Source organism: Pseudomonas sp. BS3782 TE3695 (assembly GCF_050435305.1).
GTDB lineage: Bacteria > Pseudomonadota > Gammaproteobacteria > Pseudomonadales > Pseudomonadaceae > Aquipseudomonas.
Window position 1 is genome coordinate 1,848,368 of sequence record NZ_JBNDKB010000001.1, and the last position, 26,543, is coordinate 1,874,910.

The window sequence follows — 26,543 nt, forward strand, 5'->3', positions numbered from 1 at the left end:
GTTCTGGCAGCTTGGCCTATTGTTAAGCACAGAGCCTGTCCGATTCTAAAGATCCCTGCTTATAAAAATAGACTAGTGATCCGGGTAAAACGCCACGCGAGGAAGAAGTCATGCACATATTGCTGACCGGCGGTACTGGTTTGATAGGACGTCAACTCTGCCGACACTGGTTGAGTCAGGGGCATCACCTGACGGTGTGGAGTCGCACGCCTGCCAAAGTCGCACAAGTCTGTGGCACGCAAGTACGTGGAATCGCACGGCTTGAGGACCTGGGTCAAGAACCGGTGGATGCAATTATCAATCTCGCGGGCGCACCGATTGCCGATCGGCTCTGGACGCACAAACGCAAGGCGTTGTTGTGGAGCAGCCGGATCACCCTGACCGAAACCCTGCTGGCCTGGCTCGAAAGCCGCGAGCAGAAACCGCAGGTATTGATTTCTGGTTCCGCGATCGGTTGGTACGGCGACGGTGGTGAGCGGGAATTGACCGAAGAATCGCCACCGGTCATTGATGATTTCGCCAGCCAGTTGTGCGTTGCCTGGGAGGAAACCGCGCAGCGCGCCGAAGCCTTGGGCATTCGCGTAATCCTCATTCGTACCGGGTTGGTGCTGTCCGCCGAGGGCGGCTTTTTGTCGCGGCTGTTGTTGCCGTTCAAACTAGGGCTGGGCGGGCCTCTGGGCAGTGGTCGGCAGTGGATGTCATGGATTCATATCAAGGATCAAATCGCCCTGATTGATTTTCTTCTGCACCGCAATGAGGCCAGCGGTCCATATAATGCCTGCGCGCCCAAGCCGGTGCGCAATCGCGAATTCGCCCAAACGTTGGGCAGTGTGTTGCATCGTCCGGCGTTCATGCCGATGCCGACTCTGGTGTTGAAGGTATGCCTGGGCGAGTTGTCATTGTTGTTGCTGGGGGGCCAGAAGGCCATGCCGGCTCGCTTGCTGGAAGCGGGCTTCACTTTCCAGTTCACTGATTTGCGCGCGGCGTTGGACGATCTGTCCAGCCGCCTTAAACAATAGGACGTTGCATGACCGATCACGCGTTGCTTCTGGTCAACCTGGGTTCACCTGCTTCCACCTCAGTGGCGGATGTGCGCAGTTACCTCAATCAATTTCTGATGGACCCGTACGTGATCGACCTGCCGTGGCCGGTGCGGCGTTTGCTGGTGTCGTTGATTCTGATTAAACGCCCGGAACAATCGGCTCACGCTTACGCATCGATCTGGTGGGCGGACGGCTCGCCACTGGTGGTACTCAGCCGTCGTCTGCAACGGGCCATGACTGAGCAATGGACTCACGGGCCGGTGGAACTGGCGATGCGCTACGGCGAGCCATCCATTGAGTCGATGCTGGTTCGTCTGGCGACTCAGGGCCACAAAAAAATCACCCTGGCACCGCTCTATCCGCAATTCGCCGATAGCACCGTGACCACGGTGATCGAAGAAGCCAAGCGGGTGGTCCGGGAGAAAAAACTCGACGTGCAGTTCTCGATTCTCCAGCCGTTCTACGATCAGCCGGAATACCTCGATGCGTTGGTGGCCAGTGCCAAGCCTTATGTGCAACAGGACTACGATCACCTGCTGCTGAGCTTCCATGGCTTGCCGGAACGGCACCTGACCAAGATCGACCCCACCGGTCATCATTGCTTTAAAAGCGAAAACTGCTGTCAGAAGGCTTCGCCGGAAGTATTAGCCACCTGCTACCGCGCCCAATGCTTGCGCACTGCTTCCGAGTTTGCCCGGCGCTTGGGCCTGCCGGATGGCAAGTGGTCGGTGTCGTTCCAGTCGCGTCTGGGGCGAGCCAAGTGGATCGAACCCTACACTGAAGCGCGCCTCGATGAGTTGGCTAAAAGCGGCGTGAAAAAAGTCTTGGTGATGTGCCCGGCGTTCGTTGCCGATTGCATCGAAACCCTGGAAGAGATCGGTGACCGCGGGAAGGAGCAATTCCGCGAAGCGGGAGGAGAGGAGTTAGTGCTGGTGCCGTGCCTCAATGATGATCGGCAGTGGGCCAAGGCGTTGAACGTATTGTGTGAAAGAGCGCCGTTGGTGTTGTAGAAACATTGAAACAGGCGGGCTTGTTGTGGCGAGGGAGCTTGCTCTCGCTGGGTCGCGAAGCGGCCCCAAAATCCTTACAGTCGATGAAGGTTTTGTGAGTGCTGCGCACTCAAGCGGGAGCAAGCTCCCTCGCCACAGGGGATTGAGTCGCCTGTTACAACAGCGGCTCTTCCGCCTTCTTGTGCTTCCAGCTGTCATGGCCCGGCAGCAACAGGTTCAGCGCAATCGCCACCACCGCGCACAGCGCGATGCCTTTGAGGCCGAAATCGTCCGGGCCAGTACCGGTGCCGATCAGTACACCGCCAATTCCGAACACCAGCGTCACGGAGACAATCACCAGATTGCGTGCTTCGCCCAGGTCGATCTTGTGGCGAATCATGGTGTTCATCCCCACCGCAGCGATCGAACCGAACAACAGGCAGAGAATCCCGCCCATCACCGGCACCGGGATGCTTTGCAACAGGGCGCCGAACTTGCCGATGAACGCCAGGCTGATGGCGAAGATTGCGGCCCAGGTCATGATTTTCGGGTTGTAGTTTTTGGTCAACATCACCGCGCCAGTCACTTCGGCGTAGGTGGTGTTGGGCGGGCCGCCGAACAGACCGGCCGCGGTGGTGGCAATGCCATCGCCGAGCAGGGTGCGGTGCAGGCCGGGGTTCTTCAGGTAATCGCGACCGGTCACACTACCGACCGCGATCACGCCGCCGATGTGCTCGATCGCTGGTGCCAGGGCTACCGGAACGATGAACAGAATCGCCTGCCAGTTGAATTCCGGTGCCGTGAACTGTGGAATCGCGAACCACGGAGCAGCCGCAATCTTCGCGGTATCGACCACCCCGAAAAAGAACGCCATGGCGAAACCCACCAATACGCCGGAAATAATTGGCACCAGGCGGAAAATACCTTTGCCGAACACCGCGACGATCAGAGTGGTCAGCAGCGCCGGCATCGAAATCAACATCGCCGTCTGGTAAGCAATCAGCTCGGTACCGTCGCCCGCCTTGCCCATCGCCATGTTGGCGGCGATCGGCGCCATGGCCAGGCCGATAGAGATGATCACCGGACCAATCACCACCGGTGGCAGCAGGCGGTCGATGAACCCGGTGCCTTTGATCTTCACGGCAAGACCGAGGAAGGTGTAGACGAAACCCGCCGCCATCACCCCACCCATAGTCGCCGCCAGGCCAAACTGGCCCTTGGCGAGAATGATCGGGGTGATGAAGGCGAAGCTCGACGCCAGAAACACCGGCACCTGACGCCCGGTGACGATCTGGAACAGAATCGTCCCCAGACCTGCGGTGAACAGTGCCACGTTCGGGTAGAGGCCGGTAATCAGCGGCATCAACACCAGCGCGCCAAAGGCCACGAACAGCATCTGCGCACCCGACAGCACCGTGCGCCAGAGCGGATCGTTGAACGCTTGCTGCATGCTCAAGCGTCCTTCTGCTTGGTGCCGAAGATCTTGTCACCGGCATCGCCCAGGCCTGGGATGATGTAACCGTGTTCGTTCAGTTTCTCGTCAATGGAGGCGGTATAGATCATCACGTCTGGGTGAGCTTTGCCTACAGCGGCGATGCCTTCAGGGGCCGCCACCAGGACCATCGCGCGGATGTCCTTGCAACCGGCCTTTTTCAGCAGGTCGATAGTGGCAACCATCGAGCCACCAGTGGCGAGCATCGGGTCGATGATCATCGCCAGACGCTCGTCGATTTCCGGCACCAGTTTTTCAAGGTAGGTGTGGGCTTCGAGGGTTTCCTCGTTGCGGGCCACGCCCACGGCGCTGACTTTGGCGCCCGGGATCAGGCTCAGCACGCCTTCGAGCATGCCGATGCCGGCACGCAGGATCGGTACCACGGTAATTTTCTTGCCGGCGATTTTCTCGACCGATACCGTGCCGCACCAGCCTTCGATGTCGTAGCTTTCCAGCGGCAAGTCTTTGGTGGCTTCATAGGTCAGCAGGGCGCCGACTTCCTGAGCGAGCTCACGGAAATTCTTCGTGCTGATGTCAGCGCGGCGCATAAGGCCAAGTTTATGACGGATCAGCGGATGGCGGATCTCGAGGATGGGCATGGGAAAGGCTCCGGCGGCGGGCAAAAAAACCGGCCTAGGTTAATCTATCCGAGGGTGTTGTCCTATAGACATACAGAACGTTAGTCCACAAACGCTTGATCTGGCCTCGCTTGATGCGTACCTTTGCCCGCTTTTCCTGAACCGTCCCTCCCCCTCAAATCCCCTTGGAGAGCGCCATGTCCGCTGATCTCGAGCATATCCGTCAAATCATGCGAGAGGCTGACTGCCTGTACACCGAAGCTGAAGTCGAGGCGGCCATCGCCCGCGTCGGTGCACAAATCAACGATCAGCTGGCTGAGCGCAACCCGGTGGTGTTCTGCGTAATGAATGGCGGGCTGATTTTCTCCGGCAAACTGCTCACGTATCTGAACTTCCCGCTGGAAGCGTCCTACCTGCACGCCACCCGTTACCGCAACGAAACCAGCGGCGGCGATCTGTTCTGGAAAGCCAAGCCGGAAGTCTCGTTCATCGACCGTGACGTGCTGATCATCGACGATATCCTCGACGAAGGTCACACCCTGGGTGCGATCATTGACTTCTGCAAGCACGCCGGCGCCCGCGCCGTGCACACCGCCGTGCTGATCGACAAGGACCACGACCGCAAGGCTCGCCCGGACCTGAAAGCCGATTTCGTCGGCTTGCCGTGCATCGACCGTTATATCTTCGGTTACGGCATGGATTACAAAGGCTACTGGCGTAACGCCAACGGGATTTTTGCTGTTAAAGGCATGTAAGCAGAGTGAGTGTCTGGGGGAGCGATTTGCCGCCAGACACCTTGAAGCTTGAATGCAAGGTCTCATGCCTGGATGCGTGCGCAATTCGCTCGAACTGCGCGCTCAATTCAGCCCGGCGAGCCAATGTTCGCTTTTACGTCGAGCCTGCTCCAGATTGTTCACGTAGGCCAACTGGCGCTGTTCCCGGTGGATGCCCGCGCGCCTGAATTTCAGGCGTACCCGTGGAGTGGTGCCAACCAGAATCAGGCCAATGCCGTCGGTGCGGTAATCCCTGAGGATATTGTCGAAGGCCGCCAGTGCCGTCATGTCCAGCATGGGCACGGCACTCATCTCGACGATCACTACTTTGACCTCCGGGCTGAATTTACGCAGTACGCCCAGGGCTTTTTCCGCAGCGCCGAAAAACAGCGGCCCGCGTATCGCATAGCAACGAACATGTTCCGGCATATCCTGTAAGGCTTGATGGAACTCGCGAGGCAGCTCGGCGGTGTCCGTGAGGTCACTCATGCGTTTGATGAACAACCCGGCGGCCAGCAACAGGCCGACGGCGACGGCCAGCACCATGTCGAACAGCACCGTCAGGCTCAGGCAGGTCAGCAAGACCAGCACATCGCTGCGCGGTGCGATGCGCAAGGTGTGCACGACGTGCCGGGCTTCACTCATGTTCCACGCCACCATCACCAACAGGGCTGCCAGCGCTGCCATGGGCAAATAGCTGAACACCGGGGCCAGACTCAGGATCGCCACCAGCACCACGGCACTGTGAATAATCGCTGCCAGCGGGGAAAAGGCCCCGGTCCGCACGTTGGTGGCGCTACGGGCGATCGCGGCCGTGGCGGTGATGCCCCCCGAACAGCGGTGCGATCAAATTGCCCAGGCCCTGGCCCAGCAGTTCGGCATTCGGGTCATGCTTACTGCCGGTCATGCCATCGGCCACCACCGCACAAAGTAGCGATTCAATGGCACCGAGCATCGCAATGGCAAACGCCGGAGCCATCAATTGCCGAATCAGGTCGTAGGACAGTTGCACAGGTTGGCCATTGGCTGTCGGAAGGTTCCACGGCCAGTCGAAGCCCGGCAGAAACGGTGGAATACCAGGATGGCTGATGCCGTCGATCACATAGCTGAAGCGCTCGCCCAGCGTTGCCACCGGCAGGCCGACGCGCTCGAGCAACAGACCCAGCATGGCGCCTGTTGCCAGGGCCACCAGATGCCCGGGAATTCCGGGTAGCAGCCGTGGCCAGAGGATCAGTACCGCCAGGCAAACGATGCCGACCAGTGCGTCACCCCACTGTGCGCTGGGCAAGGCCTGGATCAGGCCAAGTAGTTGCTCGACGTAATGTTCCGGACGCCCTTCAATGCTCAAGCCCAGCAAGTCTTTCAATTGCAAGGTGGCGATGACAATGCCGATCCCGGCGGTGAATCCCAGCGTCACCGGATAGGGGATGTACTGGATCAGGCGGCCGGCGCGGATCAGCCCCAAGGCAATCAGGATCAGCCCGGCCAACATGGTGCAGAGCAACAAACCGCCCAAGCCGTATTGCTGGGTGATGGGCAACAGAATCACCACGAAGGCAGCCGTCGGCCCGCTCACGTTAAAACGTGAACCGCCGGTCAAGGCAATCAGTGGTGCAGCGATCAACACGGTGTACAAGCCTTGCTGAGGTGGTACACCGACGGCAATCGCCAGGGCCATGGCCAGCGGAATGGCAATGATTCCTACGGTCACACCGGCGCTGATATCGCCACGCAGGCTTTTTAGACTGTAGCCGGCACGCCAGGTCTGGCGCCAGGCAGCGAACAAGGGCGGCAAGGAAAACGGCATGGGCACTCCGCAAAAACATTGATGCTGCATCGAAACATGGCTGAGGGCTCTGGAAGTATGCCCAACCGGATGCTTGAGAGTATTGATCCAGGTCGTTTATTTGTGTGATCGATCCTCATGCTAGAGTGCTCGGCTACATGAGCTGGAGTCCGTCATGCGCTTATTGATTCGATTGAGTGGCAGTTGCCTGCTGGCGTTGAGCCTGGCATTCGCCGCTGTTGCAGCCCCTCTGCACGCACAATTCCTGCCGCCAGACGATCTGACTCTGCGCGAGACGCAACCCGAGCAGCAACAACTGTTGCAGGTCACCGACTATTCGGTGGTGATCGGCAGTCAGCGCCAGTCCAACCAGCAGCCGATCCCGGTCACATCGCCATTGCTCATCCGCCTCAAGGGCAAATCCTTGAACAAGGGCGCGACCATCAGCCAGGTGCTGGTCAACTTCGATGGCGAAAGCAAAAGCCTGAAAAAGCCGATCTATGACGAAAAAAGCAAAACCTTGACCCTCTATTACCCGCTCGCCCAATACCGGGTGGTGATCGACTTGTTGCGCAATGACACGGTGTATTGCCAGTTTCTCCGTTACGCCAACGGCCATGTCTGGGCCGATCTGCACACAGGCAGCGTTCGTCCGCGTTGAGCCTTACGCCCAGGCAGGGGTAAACTGCCCGCCCCGTGATATGTCTGCGAGCTGGAGTCGGCAATGCGTAAAGATAAGAAGCAAGTGATTGGTGACGAGATCGGCGATGCGCAGATCAAACTGTTCCTCGATTTCGAGCCGGTCGACGCCACTTCGCCATCGCTGCACAAACTGATCAAGGCGTACCGTGGCCTGCGCATCGATGACTTCGAGCGTTTTCTGACGTTCTTTGTTGAAGCCGGCTATGACCTGAATGGCAAGGATGAGCACGGCAATGACTTCGTCGCCCTGATCAAGGACCAGCGTAACGCGGCCGAATACATCGAGTTGATCGACAAGGCTCGCGGTTAAGATCAAAAAAATCAGAATCAAAAGATCGCAGCCTCGTTTCACTCGACAGCTCCTACAGGTGGATGCGATCCAATGTAGGAGCTGTCGAGTGAAACGAGGCTGCGATCTTTTAAGAGGCACAAAAAAACGCCCCGCCCTCAATGAGGACGGGGCGTTTTTTATGCGGTCGAATCAAGCGTAGCTTTCGGTCTCGTTACTGGCTTCAACCAGTTCCAGCGCGACGTTGTTGTGCGCATTGATCTTGCGATACAGCGCAGCATCGGTTTCCAGGACCTTTTCCCGAGCCGGGAAAATTTCCGCCAGCTTGGCAGCCCATTCACCGGACGCTTTGTTCGGGAAGCATTTTTCGATCAGCTCAAGCATGATCGAAACAGTCACCGAAGCGCCTGGTGACGCGCCGAGGAGGGCTGCAAGCGAACCGTCCTTGGCTGCGACCAGTTCGGTACCGAACTGCAGAACGCCGCCTTTCTTCGGGTCTTTCTTGATGATCTGCACCCGTTGGCCGGCCACTTCCAGGCGCCAGTCTTCGGCTTTCGCCAGTGGATAGAAGCGACGCAGGGATTCCAGGCGCTGCTCCATCGACTGCATCACTTCGCTGACCAGGTATTTGGTGAGGTCCATGTTGTTTTTGGCCACGGCCAGCATCGGGCCGATGTTGCCTGCGCGGACCGACATCGGCAGGTCCATGAACGAACCGTGCTTGAGGAACTTGGTGGTGAAACCGGCATAAGGCCCGAACAGCAGGGACTTTTTACCATCGACCACACGGGTGTCCAGGTGCGGCACGGACATCGGTGGTGAACCGACCGCCGCCTGGCTGTAGACCTTGGCCTGGTGGTGCTTGACCACTTCCGGGTTGTCGCAACGCAGCCATTGGCCGCTGATCGGGAAGCCGCCGAAGCCTTTGCTTTCTTCGATGCCCGAAGCTTGCAGCAACGGCAGTGCCGCACCGCCAGCGCCGAGGAACACGAACTTGGCGTCGACTTCACGGCTGTTGCCGGTATTGACGTCCTTGATGCTGACAGTCCAGCCGCCGTTATTGCGCTTCAGGTCGGTGACACGCTTGCAGTACTTGACCTGGGCATCGGGTGCGCTGGTCAGGTGCGCGAGCAATTGATTGGTCAGGGCGCCGAAGTTGACGTCGGTACCGTTCATCACGCGTGTGGCGGCCAGGACTTCGTCAGGCGCGCGGCCCGGCATCATCAACGGCATCCACTCGGCCATTTTGGCCTTGTCTTCGGTGTATTCCATGTCCGAGAAGGCGTGGTGTTTGATCAGCGTCTTGAAACGTTCCTTGAGGAAGGAGACGCCGTCGTCGCCCTGTACGAAGCTCAGGTGCGGCACCGGGCTGATAAACGACTTGCACGAGCCGAATGTGCCTTTCTTGGTCAGATAGGACCAGAACTGCTTCGACACCTCGAACTGGGTGTTGATATGCACGGCTTTCTTGATGTCGACGGTGCCGTCAGCGGCCTGCGGCGTGTAGTTCAGCTCACACAGCCCGGCGTGACCGGTACCGGCGTTGTTCCACGGATTGGAACTCTCCGCGGCACCGGAATCCATCAGCTCGACGACTTCCAGCTTGATCGCGGGGTCGAGCTCTTTGAGCAGTACCGCAAGGGTGGCACTCATGATGCCGGCCCCAACCAGTACTACGTCGACTGCTTCGTTATGCGCCATTTAACGCGTCTCCAAAATCTGCAGCACCAAATTGTCGGCATAGCTGCCAGGCGTTCCGGGGCGATGTCAGTGATGCCCCAGGTACCCATGGCCAGGATCGCCATGTCCGAATCTTCGCAATTTTTCGCAACTTCGACGGATGCATGCGGCCTGGCTTCAAGAGTCACATGAACTCATTTCGGCACGCGGCTGGCAATTCGACTTATGGTCGAGACATCCGTTTGTGCAACCAAATCCGTAGCGGACAGGCTTCAGGCCCCGGTGTTCGAGGAATACTCGGTCCTGTGTCGTTGGGCTGTTGTAGACGCTAATGGTGCATGTTCAGACGCAAAACTATTCATTTGCTCGCCACACTCTTGTGAAGTTGTGAAAACCCGTTTTTTTCACGCTCTTTTGAAGACGTGAACCTCAAAAAAGGGCTGCACCCGCCTGGCACCGTGCCCGGATGGATTGTCGCCATGGGATACATGACAGACAAAACGGGCAAACAGCTCAGTGACCGAGCGTAATGACAGCTCTGCAGATTCGCGAAAAGTGGTGTTTTGCTCAAGGAACAGCAAGCGCGCCAGCTTCACTCGATCTGTGTGGGCGGCTCTCTGTGGGCGGTGCGGGGGTGTCAATACCGAGGCATTTGACGATGCTGCGAGGCCCGATCAGGAGACGTCCTTATAATCGGGGGGAGATTGTAACGAAGAAACGCAGGGAGATGGTTGTGTTTAATGACTTTTATTAGGCGTCCGGTCAGGTGGTCAACAGGTGTTGTGCCCGCGCACGTGGCTGGCGCTGGCTGATACGGGCACTGGCGGGCAGGGGATGGTGCAGCCAGTTGAGGCGGATTTCTTCGATTTCGACCCAGCCATCGCCCATGGGCTGGAGGCTGCATTGTTTGAACGCCTGGCAGCGACCATCGCGGTCGAGCAGGGCAAAGCTGCGATGCAGCGGGCGGGGCGCAAACAGCGAGACAAGAAAACGCATGGCAAAGTACCTTCTGGGTGACTGCTATGAAGATTGCCAGTGAGCCATGACGTGCACGTGTAAGGTCGGTGACAGATGTGTGACAGGAACCGCCCTGGGTCGGGTTTGTCAGAGATTTCAGTAATCGTTGCACGAAGCTAGTTCGCCGCAGTGGCGCACCGCTATACTGCGGGCCTGTTTGTGCCTGATTCTGGAGAGAAGAGCATGTTGCAACGCCTGTTGTTCGGTTTGATCACTGTGACCAGTTTGACCCTGGTCGGCTGCGCCCACAGCCCGCAACAACTGAACCCGGAACCCAAGCTGACGGCTCAGCTGGCACCGGTCGGCCGTGGTCAGCCTGTGGTGGTGCGTGTGGTGGACGGTCGTCCGTCGCCAACCTTGGGAACGCGTGGTGGCCTGTACCCGGAAACCAGCGCGATCACCGTACAGGGCGCGCAGATTCTGCCGAAGCTGCAGGCTCAGGCTGAAGCGGCCGTGCGCTTGCTGGGCTTTACTCCGACGGCCAATGCGCTGAATGCACCGCAATTGACGGTGACCCTGGCCGAGCTGAAGTATCAGTCGCCCAAGGAAGGCCTGTATGTGACTGAAGCAACGATTGGCGCGACGTTCCGTTCGGATGTGCAGAATGCCAACCGCCGATACAGCGGTCGCTACGGTGCATCGCTGGATCAGCGTTTCGGCATGGCGCCGAATCAGGAAACCAATACCAAGTTGGTCAGTGATGTGTTGAGTGATGCGTTGACCCGCTTGTTCAAGGACCCGACGATTGGTCAGGTGCTTGCCGAGTAACGGTTTGCTTCTTGTTTAAAGAACCCGGTGTCAGTGATGGCGCCGGGTTTTTTTGTGTCCTTTGTGTCCTTTGCGGTCTTGGTTGCGATGGCGGCCTTTGGGCCGACCATGCTTTGGTTGGGTTGTGTACATATCCGTTGCTGCGGTAACGGCGGCTTATGGTTTCGCCCTTACGGCGACTCCCTTTGGCAAACGCCCCAAAGGAAGCAAAGGTCTTCGCCCCAAGCGTCCGGCCCCTCGCTAAGGCTCGGCGTTCCTTCGCTCCGATATCCATCTGGGGGCATCGCCCTACGGTCTGCTTCGCTACGACCTACATGCGATGGATTCGACTGCGTCGAACGGCGCTGCGCGCCAATCCCCAGATGAACACCTGCGCTCAGCCTCCCGAAGGGGCGGGTGGATCAAGATCAAAAGCCAGATCAAAAGCGGCAGGCGAGCTAACGCTCGGCCTGTTGAGTGGTGAGGGGCGGGTGCACGCCGCTGCACTTGTGGGAGCGGGCTTGCCCGCGAAGGCGGCCTGACAGCCGGTCAATCTCTCGCAGATGTACACGATTCAATTGTGGACGCGAGCCTGTGGCGAGGGGGCTTGCCCCCGTTGGGCTGCGAAGCGGCCCCAAAATCTCTGATACACCAAAGATTTTGTGAGTGCTGCGCACTCAAGCGGGAGCAAGCTCCCTCGCCACAGATCGCTTCTACTGGGAATCAGCTGTGCGGCGCAGGTTTTGGTATGGCAACGTTATCCAGCATCCGGTTCACCGCCAGTTCTGCCAGCATGACGATCTGTTGAATCGCCATCGCCGTGTGCCGGTGCGGCCCTTCCAGATAGCCCGCAAAATCACTCGCCATCACACTGGCCTGGGCCAACGACTCACAGGTGTGGGCCAACAGGTCTTCGTCTTTGATATCCGGCGCAACCATGTACATCGTGCTCGGCTTGCGGGCCACGGGGGATTTGAGGGCGGATGGGTTGAGGTAGTGATCGAGGGCGCGGTTAGCGGCATCGTGGAGTTTTTTTGAATCGAGGGATTCGTAGGGGGAAGTGCTGTCCGCTTCGGGCGGATTTGGTGTCGGCTTGAACATGGCAAAGATCCTTAAAACGAGTGGAGCTGCCATTTTTCGTTTTCCAGACGAGAGGGTGGCAGCTGTACGCGGACTGGAAAAACCGGTAAAGGATCAAACCCGGCAGACCCGAAGGTCTCCCACGTACAGCCGCCATAACTGTGGAGCTACAAAAGCGCCGCATTATGTCATTTGCTGTGATCCTATACTTCGGGTTTTCCAGACCCGGTCGCTGAATTGCCAGCGACCTCCAAAGCCTATCCATCCCATTTCCGAGCGACAACCTTCAAAACCTGTCGGAATCTTCCGTTTCAATCACTGCGTTTGTAGGACGCTCAAGCCGCCTCCGAATAAAAATCCAGAACACTCACCCCCGTCAGCAAATCCGCTTCCGGCAAATCCGCATGTTGATGCCCACCCAGCGCGCAATACACCAGCCAATGCCGGTCTTGTACGTTGAAGGCGAGGCTGCCAACCAAGGTTTGTTGTTCGTCGCTTTGGGCAATGAGGTAGAGGCGGTCCTGGTTTTCGGCGTGGAGCATGACGCAGTCCGTGTCGGTTTCGAGGGGCGACAGACTGGCGGATTCAGATGACGGTGCCGTGACACAAGGCAGCAATCGGCTAAATGGTTTCGTTATTTGTCGGAAAGCCGGGGCAGGTTGGGGCGGTTTCGGTAGAATCCGCGCCGTGGTCGTCGGTCCGGCGTCTGCTACACCGGTTTGCCTGAGGTTTGTGATGTCGCTGCAATTGATTTCGCTTCTTACTGCTCATCCCGCCAAATTGATCAATCTGCTGGCCTTGCTGTTCGCCTTCCCGGGCAGCTGGTTGCTGCACGCCACCCGTCGCCGCGAACAGCGCGCCCTGGCCAGTATCGAGGCGCAGCGCCAAAGTCGTCCCAACGAAGAGCCAACACTGGATTGGGCAACCTTGCGCATGAACCGGTTTTTCTACCGCTTCGGTTTCGCCTGCCTCGGGATGGCGTTGCTGGTGTCGTGGATCAGCACGCGGGTCTGAAGAACTGACACAAGACCCTGTGGCGAGGGGGCTTGCCCCCGTTGGAGTGCGCAGCACTCCCATCCCCGTACATGAATCTGAAATGGGGCCGCTTCGCAGCCCAACGGGGGCAAGCCCCCTCGCCACAGGGCGCCGTTGTCGTATCCAGCCAAAATCGCTTAAAGCGGCAACCCGGCCTTGACCCGATACTGATTGCGCACCGGTGTCGCATATTGCAACACAAGAAACGGACGATGCTCCTCAGGGCAAGCCTCCAGCCGGCGCTGCCATTCTTCCTGGGCCTTGGCCAGTTCGTCGGCCGCAAACACCTCGGCCGCTTTCGGCACCTGTAGTTGCGGGTCGGCGTCTTTCCACTGCGCATACGCCAGGTAGTGCACCGGGAACAAGCGATAACCGCTGAGGATTTGCTTGTCCATTTCGATCGCCAATTGCTTGGTGTCTTCGAACAGTTCGGTGATCGGCGCGGCGAAGTTCACGTGAACCCGGCCCTTGTAACCAGTGATGCCTTTGGCGATGCTCACGTCATCTTCGCCCGGCGCCTTGGTGTAGCTGCCGGTCGTGGCACGGATGTACAGCTCGCGCGCCTTGGCTTGATCGCACGGGTCGTATTCGTAGCTGATCGACACCGGGGTGAGGTTCAGCGAGCGGATGACTTCGCCGAATGGCTCGTCCTTGCGGCTCATGTGGAACATCTTGAGGATCGCCGACTCGGTGCGGTCGTCGCCGTCCTTGGCCCGGCCTTCAGCCTGGGCGATCCAGATCGAGGCGCAGTCGTTAAGGATCGAATGGTTGATGTATGCCGACAGCAACTGATACGCGGCCATTTTTTCCCGGCGCCCGGTGATCGAACGGTGCACGATGAAGCTCTTGTTCAGGCGCATCAAATCGCTGACAAAAGGCTTTTGCAGCAAGTTGTCACCAATCGCAATGCGCGGGGTTGGCAGGCCGGCGTGGTACACGGCGTAGTTGACGAAAGCCGGGTCCATCACGATATCGCGGTGGTTGGCGATGAACAGGTAGGCACTGCCGGATTTGAACTGCTCGACGCCGGTGTACGTCACGCCGTCGGTAGCGCGTTCGATGGTGTGATCGACATAGAACTCGACTTTGTCCTGCAGCGTGGCCACCGAATTGACGCCGGCGAACTCACGGCGCAACCGATGCGATATAAGAGGTTTGAGCATCCAGCCGAAGGCACCGGCATAGCGCGGGAAGCGGAAGTGGATGAGGATATCTAGAAACGCCTTGTCGCCGAGCAGTCGATCCAGCACTGCCGGGACTTCACTGTCGTTGTAAGGTCGGATGGCATCGAATTCGCCCATCATGCTCTCTTGTTAGAAACGGCTAGGGTAAGTAAAGGTTTTGATCGAAAACCAACGGGGCACGGTCTGAAAAGTTAGCCAGACGAAAATAGCCCTGCAAATAGACCGGCGATTATACGCACAAGTCACTTGGGAGACCGTGATGCTGGAAACCGAGCGCTATGAATGCCCGTATTGCGGTGAAGAGTCTGAAGCTGTTCTGGACTTGTCCGGCGGCGATCAGACCTATATCGAAGATTGTCCTGTGTGTTGCCGCCCCATCACTTTTGTTTTGCAGACTGACGGTCACGAATGGTTGCTCGAAGTTCACAGCGAAAACGAGTGAGGGTCTATGCAGCGCATCTACGAACCGGAAAACCTGATGGAAGGCGAACTGCTTCAAAGCATGCTCGCCAGCGAGGGTATCGAGGCGCATCTTGTGGGTCGGGATCTGATCGGTGGCACGGGGGAATTGCCGATCTTTGGCCTGCTTGGCTTGTCGGTCGATAACGATCAGGCCGAATACGCCCGGGAGCTGATCACCGCGTACAATGCCGCGCTGCCGCTGTCCGGCGATGAACCGGAGAGTTTTCCCGGCACGCTGGTCTGTTAGGCTGACGTTCGTTTGATCAAGAGTCGTATTGCCCCATGTGTGGACGTTATGCCCTGTTTCGCTGGAACCCCGCCTTCGCGGCCCTGCCCGGATTCCCCGCCGATCAGCAGGCCCAGTGGAATATTTCCCCCAACGATTCGGTGTTGATGCTGCGTACCGGCGCAGACGGGCAACGTGAGTTGGCCTGTGCCCGTTGGGGCCTGACGCCGCCCTGGCTGACCGATTTGTCCCGCACTCCGGCCCATGCTCGCGCCGAAACCGTGGCCGAACAGCCGATGTTTCGCGAAGCCTTGCGCCTGCGTCGCTGCCTGTTGCCGGCCAATGGTTTTTACGAATGGCGCGGCACCACCCGCAAACGTCCGTACTGGCTGACCCCGGGGGAGGGTTCGACGCTGTTCTTCGCGGCGATCTGGGAGGCGTATCCGGTGCAAGAGCAAGTGTGGTTGAGCACGGCGGTGATCACTCAGCCGGCTTCGAGTCAGCGTCGCCCGTTGATTCTCGATTCGGCGGGGCAGCAAGCCTGGCTCAATCCCGAAACGCCGTTGCATGCCTTGCAGGCGTTGCTGGCCAGTGAGCCGGCGGCGTTGCGCGAGCGGGTGCTGGCGAACCTGGTGAATGATCCGAAGCTCAATGGGCCGGAGTGTTTAACTCCGGGCTAAATGGGTTATGTGAAATTTTTCCTACGGTGATGAGGGCTTTGTCTGAAATGTAGGTGCTGCACGTCCGTTGTATCTGGCGCCGATACAAATCCCCACCTAGGATACGCGGCATGTTTCCAGGGAGTTTCTTGATGAATAAGACATTGGTTTTGTGTGCACTGAGCGCAGGTCTGCTGCTCGCCGGTTGTCAGTCGGTCAACACCACTAGCGGTGGGGCCGTGGGCGTTGAGCGCAAGCAATACATGTTCAGCATGTTGTCGACCGCTGAGGTCAACCAGATGTACGCCCAGTCTTATCAAAAGACCGTCGGGGAAGCGAACAGCAAAGGCGTGCTGGACAAAACCAGCAACAATGCCAAGCGCGTCCAGGCGATCTCCAATCGCCTGATTGCCCAGGCGCCGGTGTTCCGTCCGGATTCGGCGCAATGGCAATGGGAAGTGAACCTGATCAAGAGCGACGAGCTGAACGCCTCCTGCGGGCCTGGCGGCAAGATCATTTTCTATTCGGGGCTGATCGACACCCTGCAACTCACCGACGACGAAATCGCCGCCATCATCGGCCATGAAATCGCTCACGCCTTGCGCGAGCACGGCCGTGAAGCGATGTCCAAGGCTTACGGTATCGAAATGGCCAAGCAGGGTGCTGGTGCGTTGTTCGGCTTGGGCGAGGGTGGCCTGGCGCTGGCGGACACCGTGGCGAAATATGGCATGACCTTGCCCAACAGTCGCGGCAATGAAAATGAGGCGGACTTGATCGGCCTCGAATTGGCCGCTCGCGCCGGGTACAACCCGAATGCCGCGATCACGCTATGGAACAAGATGAGCAAAGCCTCCAATGGTGCACCGCCAGAGTTCCTGAGTACTCACCCGGCGTCGGCCAGTCGGATTGCTGCCTTGCAGGCGGCGATTCCTAAAGTCATGCCGTTATATGAAAAAGCCAAGAAATCCTGACAGATAGGCGTTAATGCCGCTGACGCCTTCGCGGGCAAGCCCGCTCCCACAGGTTTTGTGTCGTACACAAATTATGTAATCGACCGAAAACCTGTGGGAGCGTGGCTTGCCCGCGAAGAACGATAATGCGGTGCTACTGGCCTACCGCATCAAACCCACCCGCTACTCTGCATCGCCTTGTACACCGCAACAATTGCCAACACCAGGAACGCCGACGCCGCCAGGCGACGGATCAGGGTCAAGGGCAATTTGTCTGCCGCAAAGTTACCTGCCAGTACCACCGGCACGTTGGCAATCAACATCCCGGCGGTTGTGCCGATGATCACCAGCCACAAATCCGGGTATTGCGCGGCCAGCATCACGGTTGCGACTTGGGTCTTGTCGCCCATTTCCGCGAGGAAGAACGCAATCAGCGTGGTCAGGAACGGCCCGAACTTGCGGGCGGTGCTGGCTTCGTCTTCGTCCATCTTGTCCGGTACCAGCGTCCACAGGGCCGTGGCGGCGAAGCTCGCGGCGAGGATCCAGTGCAACGTTGCATTCGAGAAGAAACTGCCGAACCAGGCGCCTACTGCACCGGCGGCCGCATGGTTGGCCAGGGTCGCGGCGACGATGCCGGCGATGATCGGCCAGGGTTTGCGAAAGCGGGCAGCGAGAATGAGCGCGAGCAGTTGCGTCTTGTCGCCGATTTCGGCCAAGGCAACGATTGCGGTGGGAACGAGCAGAGAGTCCAGCATCATCAGGGTTTTCCTAAGGGGCGGGTCGACACGGCTATGACACGTACAGCCTTCCCGCCCCGGGTAAGGTGTTCGTGTCATAGGTCTTGTCAAACCCTGCGATCCGTCTGATGCGGACGCTTGGGTCGCATACGCCATGGTCTTTTGACCAAGTATGTTGACGTATGCCGGACGAGCATGGCGCTCGTGGGAGACTACTCCCCTAGGACGGAGCGGATTCTGCCTAGGCAAATCCGATTGGGCAAGCCCCAATGTCGGTCATTAAGTAGCAGAACCTGTGGGAGCGTGGCTTGCCCGCGAAGAACGATGACGCGTAATACCTGAAAACTGCGGTGTATTCTTCGCGGGCAAGCCACGCTCCCACAAGGATCTTCGTCGCTCAGGGGCAAGCGCTGTTTTTCGAAAGTGTTTTCAGCCACGCTTGGCCCGGTAGATTCGGAAACCTTGTCCTTCAGCCTTGATTGCGCACACGCCCAAATGTTCTTCGATCAGCGGTTGATACTTCAGGAAGCTGTTCGCTACCAAGCGAAGTTCTCCGCCGTTTTTCAGATGTTTGGCTGCTTTTCGCAACAGGTTCTCGGTGGCGAAGTAATCGGTGTGGACGCCGACATGGAACGGTGGGTTGCTCAGAATCGCGCTCAAACCCATGGGCGCGGCATCGATGCCGTCACCGGTCATGACTTCCGCGTCCAGGCCGTTGGCGGCCAGGGTCAGGCGACTGCTGGCCGCGGCAAATGCGTCCACATCGAGCAAGGTGACCTGGTTGTGCGGATAACGCCGCTTGACCGCCGCCCCCAACACACCCGCGCCGCAACCGAAGTCCAGCAAGTGGCCGCTGGGTAGTTTGTCCAGATGTTCCAGCAACAGGGCGCTGCCGCGATCCAGTCGACCGTGGCTGAACACGCCCGGCAGGCTGATGACTTTCAATGGGCCTTCGGCCAATGGCAATTCATATTCCTGGGCCAGGCTTTCCAGCGACTTGGCTTCTGGTGCATTGGCCACCGTGACCTGCCAGAGCTGGCAATGCCGTGCGCTGTCGAGCTTACGGGGTTTGCCGAAGGGGTTCAGTTGCTTGGCCGCGCCTTCGATACCGCTGCGTTTTTCGCCCACCAGATACAACTCACGGCCGGCCAAACGAGAGGCGAGGGCGTTGAGGATGTAATCGGTCAGGTCTTTGGACTTGGGCAGAAATACCACAGCGCTGTCAAACCCGCGCTCCGGCGCATTCACGCCGAAATGGCTGCGCTCGGCGAAACGGGCGTCCAGCGCCGCTTGGTCGCCGGCGTGCCAGCACCAGCCGTGGGCATCGGGCAAGCGGCCCAGCAAATCATCGGCGGGTAAACCGGCCAGCAGCACCGAACCCTGGAATAACTCGGCCTGACGAAGCAGTACTTCACTGCGCGGATCCATACTCTGCTCCTTGAAAAAAAGTGCCGCAGTTTATCAACTGACAACCCGCAGCGCTTGACCGCTGAAGTAGCCTTGGGCGTTTTCGGTCAACTGGCCAACGATTCTTTGCCGCGCCTCGCGGCTGCCCCAGGCGTTGTGCGGGGTGACGATCAGCCGTGGAATATCCTGGGCCAGCAGCGGATTGCCCGCAGTGGGTGGTTCGACGCTCAACACGTCGGTGGCCGCGCCGCCCAGATGACCGTTGCGCAGGGCATCGGCCAATGCTTGCTCGTCAATCAAACCACCGCGCGCGGTGTTGACCACGAAGGCCCCGGGTTTCATCGAGGCCAGTTCGCGGGCGCCGATGAAGTGGCGCGTGTGTTCGTTGAGTGGGCAGTGCAGGGTCAGGGCGTCGATTTGCGGCAGTAGTTCACTCAGCGGCAAGCGGTCCGGTCGGGCAGGGCGCCCCGGAATCTGCCCCAGCATCACGCGCATGCCGAATGCCTCGGCCAACCGCGCCACGGCACTGCCCAGTTCGCCATGGCCGAGCAGACCGAGGGTTTTGCCTTCCAGTTCGACGATCGGGTAATCCAGCAGGCAGAACTGTTTCGCCTGTTGCCAGCGACCTTCGGCGACGGCTTTTTGATAATCGGCCAGACGCGTCGCCAGATTCAGCAACAACATGATCGTGTGCTGAGCCACCGACGGCGTGCCGTAACCCTGGCAGTTGCAAACGGTGATTCCATGGGCGCGGGCGGCGGCGAGGTCGACGTTGTTGGTGCCGGTGGCGGTGATCAGGATCAGATTCAATTCCGGGCTGGCCGCCATGGCCGCTGCGTCGATCACAATCTTGTTGCTGATGGCGACGCTGGCGCCTTTGAGGCGTTCGATCACCTGATCAGGCGTGGTCTGCGCGAACAACTCCAATTCGCTGAAGCAATCACGCAACGGACTGAGATCGAGATCGCCGAGGTCCAGGGACGGATGGTCGAGGAAAACGGCGCGGCGAGAGATCGTCATCAACTGTACCTTTTGTGCATTGAACTGAAGGCGTAATCTGCCGAGCCTACCAGATGAAATAAACTGTTACTCATTGTCTGGCCTGGCCCAAACCTGTGGCGAGGGAGCTTGCTCCCGCCGGGCTGCGCAGCGGCCCCAACCCAGGCGACCGTGTATTGTCAGACATACCGTGTCATCCGGTTTTACGACTGCTTCGCAGCCGAACGGGAGCAAGCTCCCTCGCCACAGAGGTGAAGTCGGCCTCAGAGTTTTTATTGATCAGCCTGCCCAAAGGGAGTCCTCATGTACTGGACAGAGTTCTTGACCGTTGCCCTGATTCACCTGCTGGCCGTCGCCAGCCCCGGCCCGGACTTCGCCGTGGTGGTGCGTGAGAGCGTGACCCATGGGCGCCGTGCCGGGACCTGGACGGCGCTGGGCGTCGGCTCGGCGATTTTCCTGCACGTTGGTTATTCGCTGTTGGGTATCGGGCTGATCGTGTCTCAGTCGATCGTGCTGTTCAACGCCTTGAAATGGGCCGCCGCCGCGTACCTGCTGTACATCGGCTTCAAGGCCTTGCGCGCGCAACCGGCCCCACCTGCGGCTGATGATCTGCACCAGGAAGCCGGCGAGCGCACCGCACGGGGCGCTTTCGCCTCGGGCTTCGTGACCAATGGCTTGAACCCGAAAGCCACGCTGTTTTTCCTGTCGCTGTTCACCGTGGTGATCAACCCGCACACTCCACTGGCGGTACAGGCCGGTTACGGGGTGTACCTGGCAGCGGCGACGGCTGTCTGGTTCTGCCTGGTGGCGATGCTGTTCAGCCAACAGCGTGTGCGCGCCGGTTTCGCCCGCATGGGCCACTGGTTCGACCGGACCATGGGCGCGGTGCTGATCGCCATCGGCGTGAAACTCGCGTTCACCGAAATGCATTGATTTCTCAAGGTATGCGCAACCCCCCGTAGGAGCTGCCGAAGGCTGCGATCTTTTGATCCTGGGTGATTTCGATATCGCTGAAGATCAAAAGATCGCAGCCTTCGGCAGCTCCTACGCCTGATTCAGCTGCGCGTCCGATATACATAACGAATCCCCGTAAGTGCTGGCGTAAAGCTAGCATCTATACGTCTGTGCAAATCATCCCTTCGGCTGATTTGGCTGGCGTTCAAGGGCTCTAGAGTGCTTAGCTTTAGAAACCAAGACCGTGCAGTCAGAAAAGGGACTCTTATGTTGCAGACTCGCGTTATCCCCCCAGCCGAGGGCGCTTACCAGTATCCGCTGTTGATTAAACGGCTGCTGATGTCCGGTGCCCGTTACGAAAAAACCCGCGAGATCATCTACCGCGATCAATTGCGCTATAGCTACCCGACCCTCATCGAGCGGGTCGCGCGGCTGGCCAACGTGCTGACGGCTGCCGGCGTAAAGGCCGGGGATACCGTGGCAGTGATGGACTGGGACAGCCATCGCTACCTGGAATGCATGTTTGCCATCCCGATGATCGGTGCGGTGATCCACACGATCAACGTACGCCTGTCGCCAGAACAGATCCTCTACACCATGAACCACGCCGAGGACCGCTTCGTGCTGGTCAACAGCGAGTTCGTCGGGTTGTACAAGGCGATTGCCGGGCACCTGACCACCGTGGAGAAAACCCTGCTGCTGACCGACTTGCCGGAAAAAACTGCCGAACTGCCGAACCTGATTGGCGAATACGAGCAATTGCTGGCCGCCGCGAGCCCGCAATACGACTTTGAAGACTTCGACGAAAACTCGGTTGCCACCACGTTCTACACCACCGGCACCACGGGTAACCCCAAAGGTGTGTATTTCACCCACCGGCAACTGGTGCTGCACACGATGGGTGTGTCGACCATCATGGGTTCCATCGATAGCGTGCGCCTGCTGGGCACCAACGACGTGTACATGCCGATCACCCCGATGTTCCATGTGCACGCCTGGGGTTTGCCGTATGTCGCGACCATGCTCGGGCTCAAGCAGGTCTACCCCGGCCGTTACGATCCCGAATATCTGGTGGAGTTGTGGCGCAAGGAGAAGGTGACCTTTTCCCACTGCGTGCCGACCATTCTGCAAATGGTCCTGAATGCCAAAGCGGCGCAAAACACCGATTTCGGCGGCTGGAAAATCGTCATCGGCGGCAGTGCGCTCAACCGTGCGCTGTATGAAGCGGCCAAAGCCAAGGGCATTCAATTGACCGCCGCTTACGGCATGTCGGAAACCGGCCCATTGGTATCGTGCGCGCACCTCAATGATGAGTTGATGGCCGGCACCGAAGACGAACGCACCACCTACCGGATCAAGGCCGGTGTGCCGGGCCCATTGGTCGAGGCGGCTATCGTCGACACCGACGGCAACTTCCTGCCTGCCGATGGCGAGACCCAGGGCGAACTGGTGCTGCGGGCACCGTGGCTCACCGAGGGCTATTTCAACGAACCGCAGAAAGGCGCCGAGCTCTGGGCCGGAGGCTGGTTGCACACCGGCGACGTGGCGACCCTGGACAGCATGGGCGTGATCGACATTCGCGACCGGATCAAGGACGTGATCAAGACCGGCGGCGAATGGATCTCCTCCCTGGACCTGGAAGACCTGATCAGCCGCCACCCTGCGGTACGCGAAGTAGCAGTGGTGGGCATCGCCGATCCGCAATGGGGCGAGCGGCCGTTTGCGCTATTGGTCGTCAGGGATGGGCATGAGATCGGGGCCAAGGAACTCAAGGAGCACCTCAAGCCGTTCGTTGAGCAGGGGCACCTGAGCAAGTGGGCCATCCCGAGCCAGATCGCCATTGTTACTGAAATTCCCAAGACCAGTGTCGGCAAACTCGACAAGAAGCGCATCCGCGTCGATATCACCGAATGGCAGGCTAACAACAGTACCTTCCTCTCGACGCTTTAAGCGTCATCTGGCGCGCCGAAAACGGCGCGCCAGACCCACCAAGCAAGCGCTTGGCTTGTGAAATCCGAATTTTCAGCCATCCTTGCCGTGCCGACAGGTGTCGGACTGGCGAAAGGACTGTTCCAGAGTGGCCGGCAGCTGCAAATCACACTTTAGAGGGATCAAGCACTACTACCTGCTGGCTATAGTCCGCTCAAGGAATTTTTAAGAACGGAGCGCGCGCACAAAACGGGGCGATGCAACTTTGGCGTGACGTCGCAACCACTTGGCTTGCGGTCACCCACAACGTTTTTAAAAGTACTCAGCCATAACAATAATGCACATGGAGTAGCGTCGATGACATCAGTAAACCAGTTCTGGCGCCGGGCGAAACTGCCCCTGGCGGTCAGTCTTGCCTCTTCGCTCGCCGGGCCTGCATTCGGCGTCAGTTTCAACGTCGGTGAGATCGAAGGTCAATTCGACTCATCCCTGTCGATCGGGGCCAGTTGGTCTACTCAGAGCCCGAACAAGAACCTCATCGGCGTCAATAACGGGGGCCATGGCCTGTCCCAGACGTCCGATGACGGTCACAACAACTTCAAGAGCGGCGAAACGTTCTCGAAGATCTTCAAGGGCATCCATGACCTTGAATTGAAATACGGCGACACCGGCGTTTTCGTCCGGGGCAAATACTGGTACGACTTCGAGCTCAAGGATGAAAGCCGCGAGTTCAAGGACATCAGCGACAGCAACCGCAAGGAGGGCGCCAAGTCCTCCGGTGGCCAGATCCTCGACGCCTTCGTCTATCACAACTACGCCATTGCCGATCAGCCGGGTTCCGTACGTCTGGGCAAGCAGGTCGTGAGCTGGGGGGAAAGTACGTTCATCGGCGGCGGCATCAACTCGATCAACCCGATTGACGTGTCCGCGTTCCGTCGTCCCGGCGCCGAAGTCAAGGAAGGTCTGATTCCGGTCAACATGTTCTATGTGTCCCAGAGCCTGACCGACAACCTGTCGGCCGAAGCGTTCTATCAGCTCGAATGGGACCAGACGGTTGTCGATAACTGCGGCACCTTCTTCTCCCAGCCGGACATTATTGCCGACGGTTGCGAGGACAACCTGCGTGTGCTGAACAAGCGTTCGACCATTCCAGCCATCGCATTGGGCCCACTGGCCGCCGCGGGCGTCGACGTCAACGAAGAAGGTGTGCTGGTGCGTCGCGGTCCGGATCGCGATGCGCGGGACAGCGGCCAGTGGGGCGCGTCCTTGAAGTACATGTTCGAACCGCTCGACACCGAGTTCGGCGCGTACTTCATGAACTACCACAGCCGGGCGCCGATCTTCAGTGCCACAGGTGCTCCGCAATCGATCTACAACGGCGTGGCAGCTTTGCCGGCGGCGTTCCGCGCGCTGGGGCCGCTAGTGGTCGCCGGTAATTCCGAGTACTTCGTCGAGTACCCGGAAGACATCCGTCTTTACGGCTTGAGCTTCTCCACCACGCTGCCTACCGGTACGGCATGGAGCGGTGAGATCAGCTACCGTCCGAACGCGCCGGTACAGCTCAATTCCACCGACATCCTGTTTGCCGGCGTACGCCCATTGGGCGGTGCCTTGGCCAACGCTTCGCTGCTCCCCGGTGTACCGGGTCAGGATCTGCACGGCTATCGCCGCAAGGAAATTACCCAATTCCAGACCACGCTGACGCACTTTTTCGATCAGGTCATGGGCGCCAGCCGTCTGACCCTGGTGGGCGAAGTGGGCGTGACCCATGTTGGCGGTCTGGAAAGCAGCTCCGAAATCCGTTACGGCCGTGACCCGGTCTACGGTCCTGGTGAACTGCCGGCGACCGGTGGCCTCAACACCTGCTCAGCGATCCTCAACACCAGCACCATCAATGGCGCCGGCGCAGGTGCTGCAACCAACAACCGCAGCCGTAATTGCGAAGATGAGGGCTTCACCACGGCGATGTCGTGGGGTTATCGCGGTCGCGCCATCTGGGAATACAACGACGTATTCGCCGGTGTGAACCTCAAGCCGAACGTGGCCTGGTCCCACGACGTGAGCGGTTACTCGCCTGGCCCTGGCGGCAACTTCGAGGAAGGTCGTAAAGCGGTGAGCCTGGGTGTCGATGCCGAATACCAGAACACCTACACCGCGAGCTTGGCCTATACCAACTTCTTCGACGGCAAGTACACCACCGTGGATGATCGCGACTTCGTTGCGCTCAGCTTCGGCGTGAACTTCTAAGCACTGTATTTTCAGGACGAACACATTTATGAAAATAACAAAGAGTCTGTTCCACGTTGGCGTTCTGGGGCTGTCGCTGCTGGCAACTGGCGTCATGGCGGCGGTCCCGGCGGCCGAAGCGGACAAGCTGGGCAAGAGCCTGACCCCGATGGGCGCCGAGATGGCGGGCAACGCCGACGGTTCGATCCCGGGCTGGAAACCCCTGCCGAAAAACGCCGGTGCCGTGGACAGCAAGGGTTTCCTGGCTGACCCGTTCCCGAGTGAAAAACCGCAGTTCACCATCACCGCGCAAAACGTCGATCAGTACAAGGACAAGCTCGCACCGGGTCAGTACGCGATGTTCAAGCGCTACCCGGAAACCTTCAAGATGCCGGTGTACCCGTCCCATCGCGGTGCGACCGTACCGGATGAGGTGTTTGCCTCGATCAAGAAGAACGCCACCAACACTAATCTGGTGTCCGGCGGCAACGGTCTGGAGAACTTCGAAACCGCGATCCCGTTCCCGATTCCGAAAAGTGGCGTAGAAGTCATCTGGAACCACATCACCCGTTATCGCGGTGGCAGTGTGACCCGTCTGATAACCCAGGCCACGCCGCAGCCGAATGGCTCGTTCAGCCTGGTGTACTTCGAGGACCAATTTGTCTTCCGCGACAAGATGAAAGATTACGACCCGAAAAACCCGGGCAACATCCTGTTCTATTTCAAGCAGAAAGTGACCGCGCCGGCGCGCCTGGCCGGTGGTGTGCTGCTGGTGCACGAAACCCTCGACCAGGTTAAAGAACCGCGTTCGGCGTGGGTCTATAACGCCGGGCAACGCCGTGTACGTCGTGCGCCGCAAGTGTCCTATGACGGGCCGGGTACCGCTGCCGATGGCCTGCGTACCTCCGACAACCTGGACATGTACAACGGTGCGCCGGATCGCTATGACTGGAAGCTCGAAGGCAAGAAAGAGATGTACATCGCCGCCAACAGCTACAAGCTCGACTCGCCGCAATTGAAGTACGCCGACATCATCAAGGCCGGGCACATCAACCAGGACCTGACTCGCTATGAGCTGCGCAGGGTCTGGCATGTGGTTGCGACCCTGAAGGAAGGTCAGCGTCACATCTACGCCAAACGTGACTTCTACATCGACGAAGACACCTGGCAGGCGGCGGTGGTCGACCACTACGACGGTCGCGGGCAACTGTGGCGCGTCGCCGAGGCCCACTCCCAGAACTACTACGACAAGCAAGTGCCGTGGTACACCCTCGAAACCCTGTACGACCTGCAATCGGGCCGCTACCTGGCACTGGGCATGAAGAACGAAGAGAAGTCGGCGTATAACTTTGGCTTCACTGCCAGCACCGCAGACTTCACGCCGGCAGCCTTGCGTCAGGAAGGCGTTCGCTAATACGTTGTAGACCGAGGCCTCATCCTCGAAAAACGCCCCGACTGATTCGGGGCGTTTTTTTGCCTTCAAGAGATTGCAGCCTGCGGCAGCTCCTACAGGTTATGCGTATGTCGCAATGTCGCGGGGGTACTCGGTCGGTGTAGGAGCTGCCGAAGGCTGCGATTTTTTTGCTGACACTGAGGTGT

The 26,543-nt window shown here is 59.0% G+C and carries 25 protein-coding genes, 1 pseudogene and 1 riboswitch; of the genes and pseudogenes, 15 read left to right on the forward strand and 11 right to left on the reverse strand.

The genetic code is table 11. The features are described from left to right. The first annotated feature begins 110 nt into the window (after window positions 1-110). Entirely contained in the window at window positions 111-1,019 is a 909-nt protein-coding gene (locus ABH909_RS08440; RefSeq protein WP_429432132.1) for a TIGR01777 family oxidoreductase, read from the forward strand. A gap of 8 nt (window positions 1,020-1,027) precedes the next feature. Further along, a complete protein-coding gene (hemH, locus tag ABH909_RS08445; RefSeq protein WP_429432135.1) occupies window positions 1,028-2,053 on the forward strand; it encodes a ferrochelatase in 1,026 nt (341 codons plus the stop codon). 154 nt (window positions 2,054-2,207) lie between these two features. Here hemH and ABH909_RS08450 read toward each other — a convergent pair whose 3' ends face one another. Together ABH909_RS08450 and upp are read right to left on the reverse strand one after the other, a co-directional pair. After that, on the reverse strand, window positions 2,208-3,482 hold the full coding sequence (locus ABH909_RS08450; RefSeq protein ID WP_429432138.1) for a uracil-xanthine permease family protein: 1,275 nt from the start codon (window positions 3,480-3,482) through the stop codon (window positions 2,208-2,210). Between the two features lie 2 nt (window positions 3,483-3,484). Continuing rightward, entirely contained in the window at window positions 3,485-4,123 is a 639-nt protein-coding gene (upp, locus tag ABH909_RS08455) for a uracil phosphoribosyltransferase (protein ID WP_007905839.1), read from the reverse strand. 176 nt (window positions 4,124-4,299) lie between these two features. Here upp and ABH909_RS08460 point away from each other — a divergent pair, with 176 nt between their 5' ends. Next, window positions 4,300-4,857: a hypoxanthine-guanine phosphoribosyltransferase gene (locus tag ABH909_RS08460; RefSeq protein ID WP_253552804.1), complete on the forward strand. Its 558-nt coding sequence runs from the start codon at window positions 4,300-4,302 to the stop codon at window positions 4,855-4,857. A gap of 102 nt (window positions 4,858-4,959) precedes the next feature. Here ABH909_RS08460 and dauA read toward each other — a convergent pair. After that, window positions 4,960-6,682: pseudogene (dauA, locus tag ABH909_RS08465) on the reverse strand (C4-dicarboxylic acid transporter DauA). 154 nt (window positions 6,683-6,836) lie between these two features. On the opposite strand from dauA, the gene ABH909_RS08470 reads away from it, so the two are divergent. Together ABH909_RS08470 and ABH909_RS08475 are read left to right on the forward strand one after the other, a co-directional pair. After that, window positions 6,837-7,322 carry a hypothetical protein gene (locus tag ABH909_RS08470; protein ID WP_429432141.1) on the forward strand — a complete coding sequence of 162 codons (486 nt, stop codon included), beginning with the start codon at window positions 6,837-6,839 and terminating at the stop codon, window positions 7,320-7,322. Between the two features lie 63 nt (window positions 7,323-7,385). Continuing rightward, window positions 7,386-7,673 (forward strand): PA4642 family protein, encoded by a 288-nt coding sequence (locus ABH909_RS08475; RefSeq protein WP_429432144.1) that lies wholly within the window; start codon window positions 7,386-7,388, stop codon window positions 7,671-7,673. Window positions 7,674-7,844: 171 nt separating this feature from the next. On the opposite strand, the gene mqo is transcribed toward ABH909_RS08475, so the two are convergent. Together mqo and ABH909_RS08485 are read right to left on the reverse strand one after the other, a co-directional pair. Continuing rightward, the gene (gene mqo, locus ABH909_RS08480) at window positions 7,845-9,353 is read right to left on the reverse strand and encodes a malate dehydrogenase (quinone) (protein WP_429432147.1); all 1,509 of its coding nucleotides are present in this window, start codon (window positions 9,351-9,353) and stop codon (window positions 7,845-7,847) included. Between the two features lie 741 nt (window positions 9,354-10,094). After that, a complete protein-coding gene (locus tag ABH909_RS08485) occupies window positions 10,095-10,328 on the reverse strand; it encodes a hypothetical protein (protein WP_429432150.1) in 234 nt (77 codons plus the stop codon). 204 nt (window positions 10,329-10,532) lie between these two features. Between ABH909_RS08485 and ABH909_RS08490 the strand changes: the two genes are divergently transcribed. Beyond that, window positions 10,533-11,117: a YajG family lipoprotein gene (locus ABH909_RS08490; protein WP_007905851.1), complete on the forward strand. Its 585-nt coding sequence runs from the start codon at window positions 10,533-10,535 to the stop codon at window positions 11,115-11,117. Between the two features lie 702 nt (window positions 11,118-11,819). Here ABH909_RS08490 and ABH909_RS08495 read toward each other — a convergent pair. Further along, complete coding sequence (locus ABH909_RS08495) at window positions 11,820-12,197, reverse strand: DUF6124 family protein (protein WP_429432153.1); 378 nt, start codon at window positions 12,195-12,197, stop codon at window positions 11,820-11,822. Between the two features lie 314 nt (window positions 12,198-12,511). Further along, window positions 12,512-12,718, reverse strand: coding sequence for a hypothetical protein (locus ABH909_RS08500; RefSeq protein ID WP_030129737.1), 207 nt, complete (start codon window positions 12,716-12,718; stop codon window positions 12,512-12,514). A 193-nt stretch (window positions 12,719-12,911) separates the two neighbouring features. Between ABH909_RS08500 and ABH909_RS08505 the strand changes: the two genes are divergently transcribed. Beyond that, entirely contained in the window at window positions 12,912-13,190 is a 279-nt protein-coding gene (locus tag ABH909_RS08505) for a hypothetical protein (RefSeq protein WP_427627148.1), read from the forward strand. Window positions 13,191-13,348: 158 nt separating this feature from the next. On the opposite strand, the gene ABH909_RS08510 is transcribed toward ABH909_RS08505, so the two are convergent. Further along, on the reverse strand, window positions 13,349-14,512 hold the full coding sequence (locus tag ABH909_RS08510) for a 1-acyl-sn-glycerol-3-phosphate acyltransferase (RefSeq protein ID WP_429432157.1): 1,164 nt from the start codon (window positions 14,510-14,512) through the stop codon (window positions 13,349-13,351). Window positions 14,513-14,654: 142 nt separating this feature from the next. On the opposite strand from ABH909_RS08510, the gene ABH909_RS08515 reads away from it, so the two are divergent. The 4 genes from ABH909_RS08515 to ABH909_RS08530 all read left to right on the forward strand — a co-directional run bounded on the left by ABH909_RS08515 (window position 14,655) and on the right by ABH909_RS08530 (window position 16,713). Beyond that, entirely contained in the window at window positions 14,655-14,837 is a 183-nt protein-coding gene (locus ABH909_RS08515) for a CPXCG motif-containing cysteine-rich protein (RefSeq protein WP_007905243.1), read from the forward strand. Window positions 14,838-14,843: 6 nt separating this feature from the next. Then, a complete protein-coding gene (locus ABH909_RS08520; protein ID WP_123501271.1) occupies window positions 14,844-15,104 on the forward strand; it encodes a putative signal transducing protein in 261 nt (86 codons plus the stop codon). A gap of 35 nt (window positions 15,105-15,139) precedes the next feature. Next, window positions 15,140-15,763: an SOS response-associated peptidase gene (locus ABH909_RS08525; protein WP_429432161.1), complete on the forward strand. Its 624-nt coding sequence runs from the start codon at window positions 15,140-15,142 to the stop codon at window positions 15,761-15,763. 131 nt (window positions 15,764-15,894) lie between these two features. Continuing rightward, a complete protein-coding gene (locus ABH909_RS08530) occupies window positions 15,895-16,713 on the forward strand; it encodes a M48 family metallopeptidase (protein ID WP_429432164.1) in 819 nt (272 codons plus the stop codon). A 149-nt stretch (window positions 16,714-16,862) separates the two neighbouring features. On the opposite strand, the gene ABH909_RS08535 is transcribed toward ABH909_RS08530, so the two are convergent. The 3 genes from ABH909_RS08535 to ABH909_RS08545 all read right to left on the reverse strand — a co-directional run bounded on the left by ABH909_RS08535 (window position 16,863) and on the right by ABH909_RS08545 (window position 19,856). Beyond that, complete coding sequence (locus tag ABH909_RS08535) at window positions 16,863-17,447, reverse strand: TMEM165/GDT1 family protein (RefSeq protein WP_183683944.1); 585 nt, start codon at window positions 17,445-17,447, stop codon at window positions 16,863-16,865. 91 nt (window positions 17,448-17,538) lie between these two features. Next, a riboswitch (yybP-ykoY riboswitch) is annotated at window positions 17,539-17,663 on the reverse strand. Window positions 17,664-17,858: 195 nt separating this feature from the next. Then, window positions 17,859-18,857, reverse strand: a complete 999-nt coding sequence (locus tag ABH909_RS08540) for a methyltransferase (RefSeq protein ID WP_429432167.1) — start codon at window positions 18,855-18,857, stop codon at window positions 17,859-17,861. Window positions 18,858-18,890: 33 nt separating this feature from the next. Beyond that, entirely contained in the window at window positions 18,891-19,856 is a 966-nt protein-coding gene (locus ABH909_RS08545; RefSeq protein WP_429432170.1) for a 2-hydroxyacid dehydrogenase, read from the reverse strand. A gap of 282 nt (window positions 19,857-20,138) precedes the next feature. Here ABH909_RS08545 and ABH909_RS08550 point away from each other — a divergent pair, with 282 nt between their 5' ends. From ABH909_RS08550 to ABH909_RS08565, 4 genes are all read left to right on the forward strand, one after another. Next, window positions 20,139-20,768: a LysE family translocator gene (locus tag ABH909_RS08550; RefSeq protein ID WP_429432173.1), complete on the forward strand. Its 630-nt coding sequence runs from the start codon at window positions 20,139-20,141 to the stop codon at window positions 20,766-20,768. A 288-nt stretch (window positions 20,769-21,056) separates the two neighbouring features. Then, on the forward strand, window positions 21,057-22,739 hold the full coding sequence (locus ABH909_RS08555) for a fatty acid--CoA ligase (protein WP_429432176.1): 1,683 nt from the start codon (window positions 21,057-21,059) through the stop codon (window positions 22,737-22,739). A 336-nt stretch (window positions 22,740-23,075) separates the two neighbouring features. Beyond that, complete coding sequence (locus tag ABH909_RS08560; RefSeq protein WP_429432178.1) at window positions 23,076-24,965, forward strand: DUF1302 domain-containing protein; 1,890 nt, start codon at window positions 23,076-23,078, stop codon at window positions 24,963-24,965. Window positions 24,966-24,993: 28 nt separating this feature from the next. Beyond that, window positions 24,994-26,358, forward strand: a complete 1,365-nt coding sequence (locus ABH909_RS08565) for a DUF1329 domain-containing protein (RefSeq protein ID WP_429432181.1) — start codon at window positions 24,994-24,996, stop codon at window positions 26,356-26,358. The last annotated feature ends 185 nt before the right edge of the window (window positions 26,359-26,543 follow it).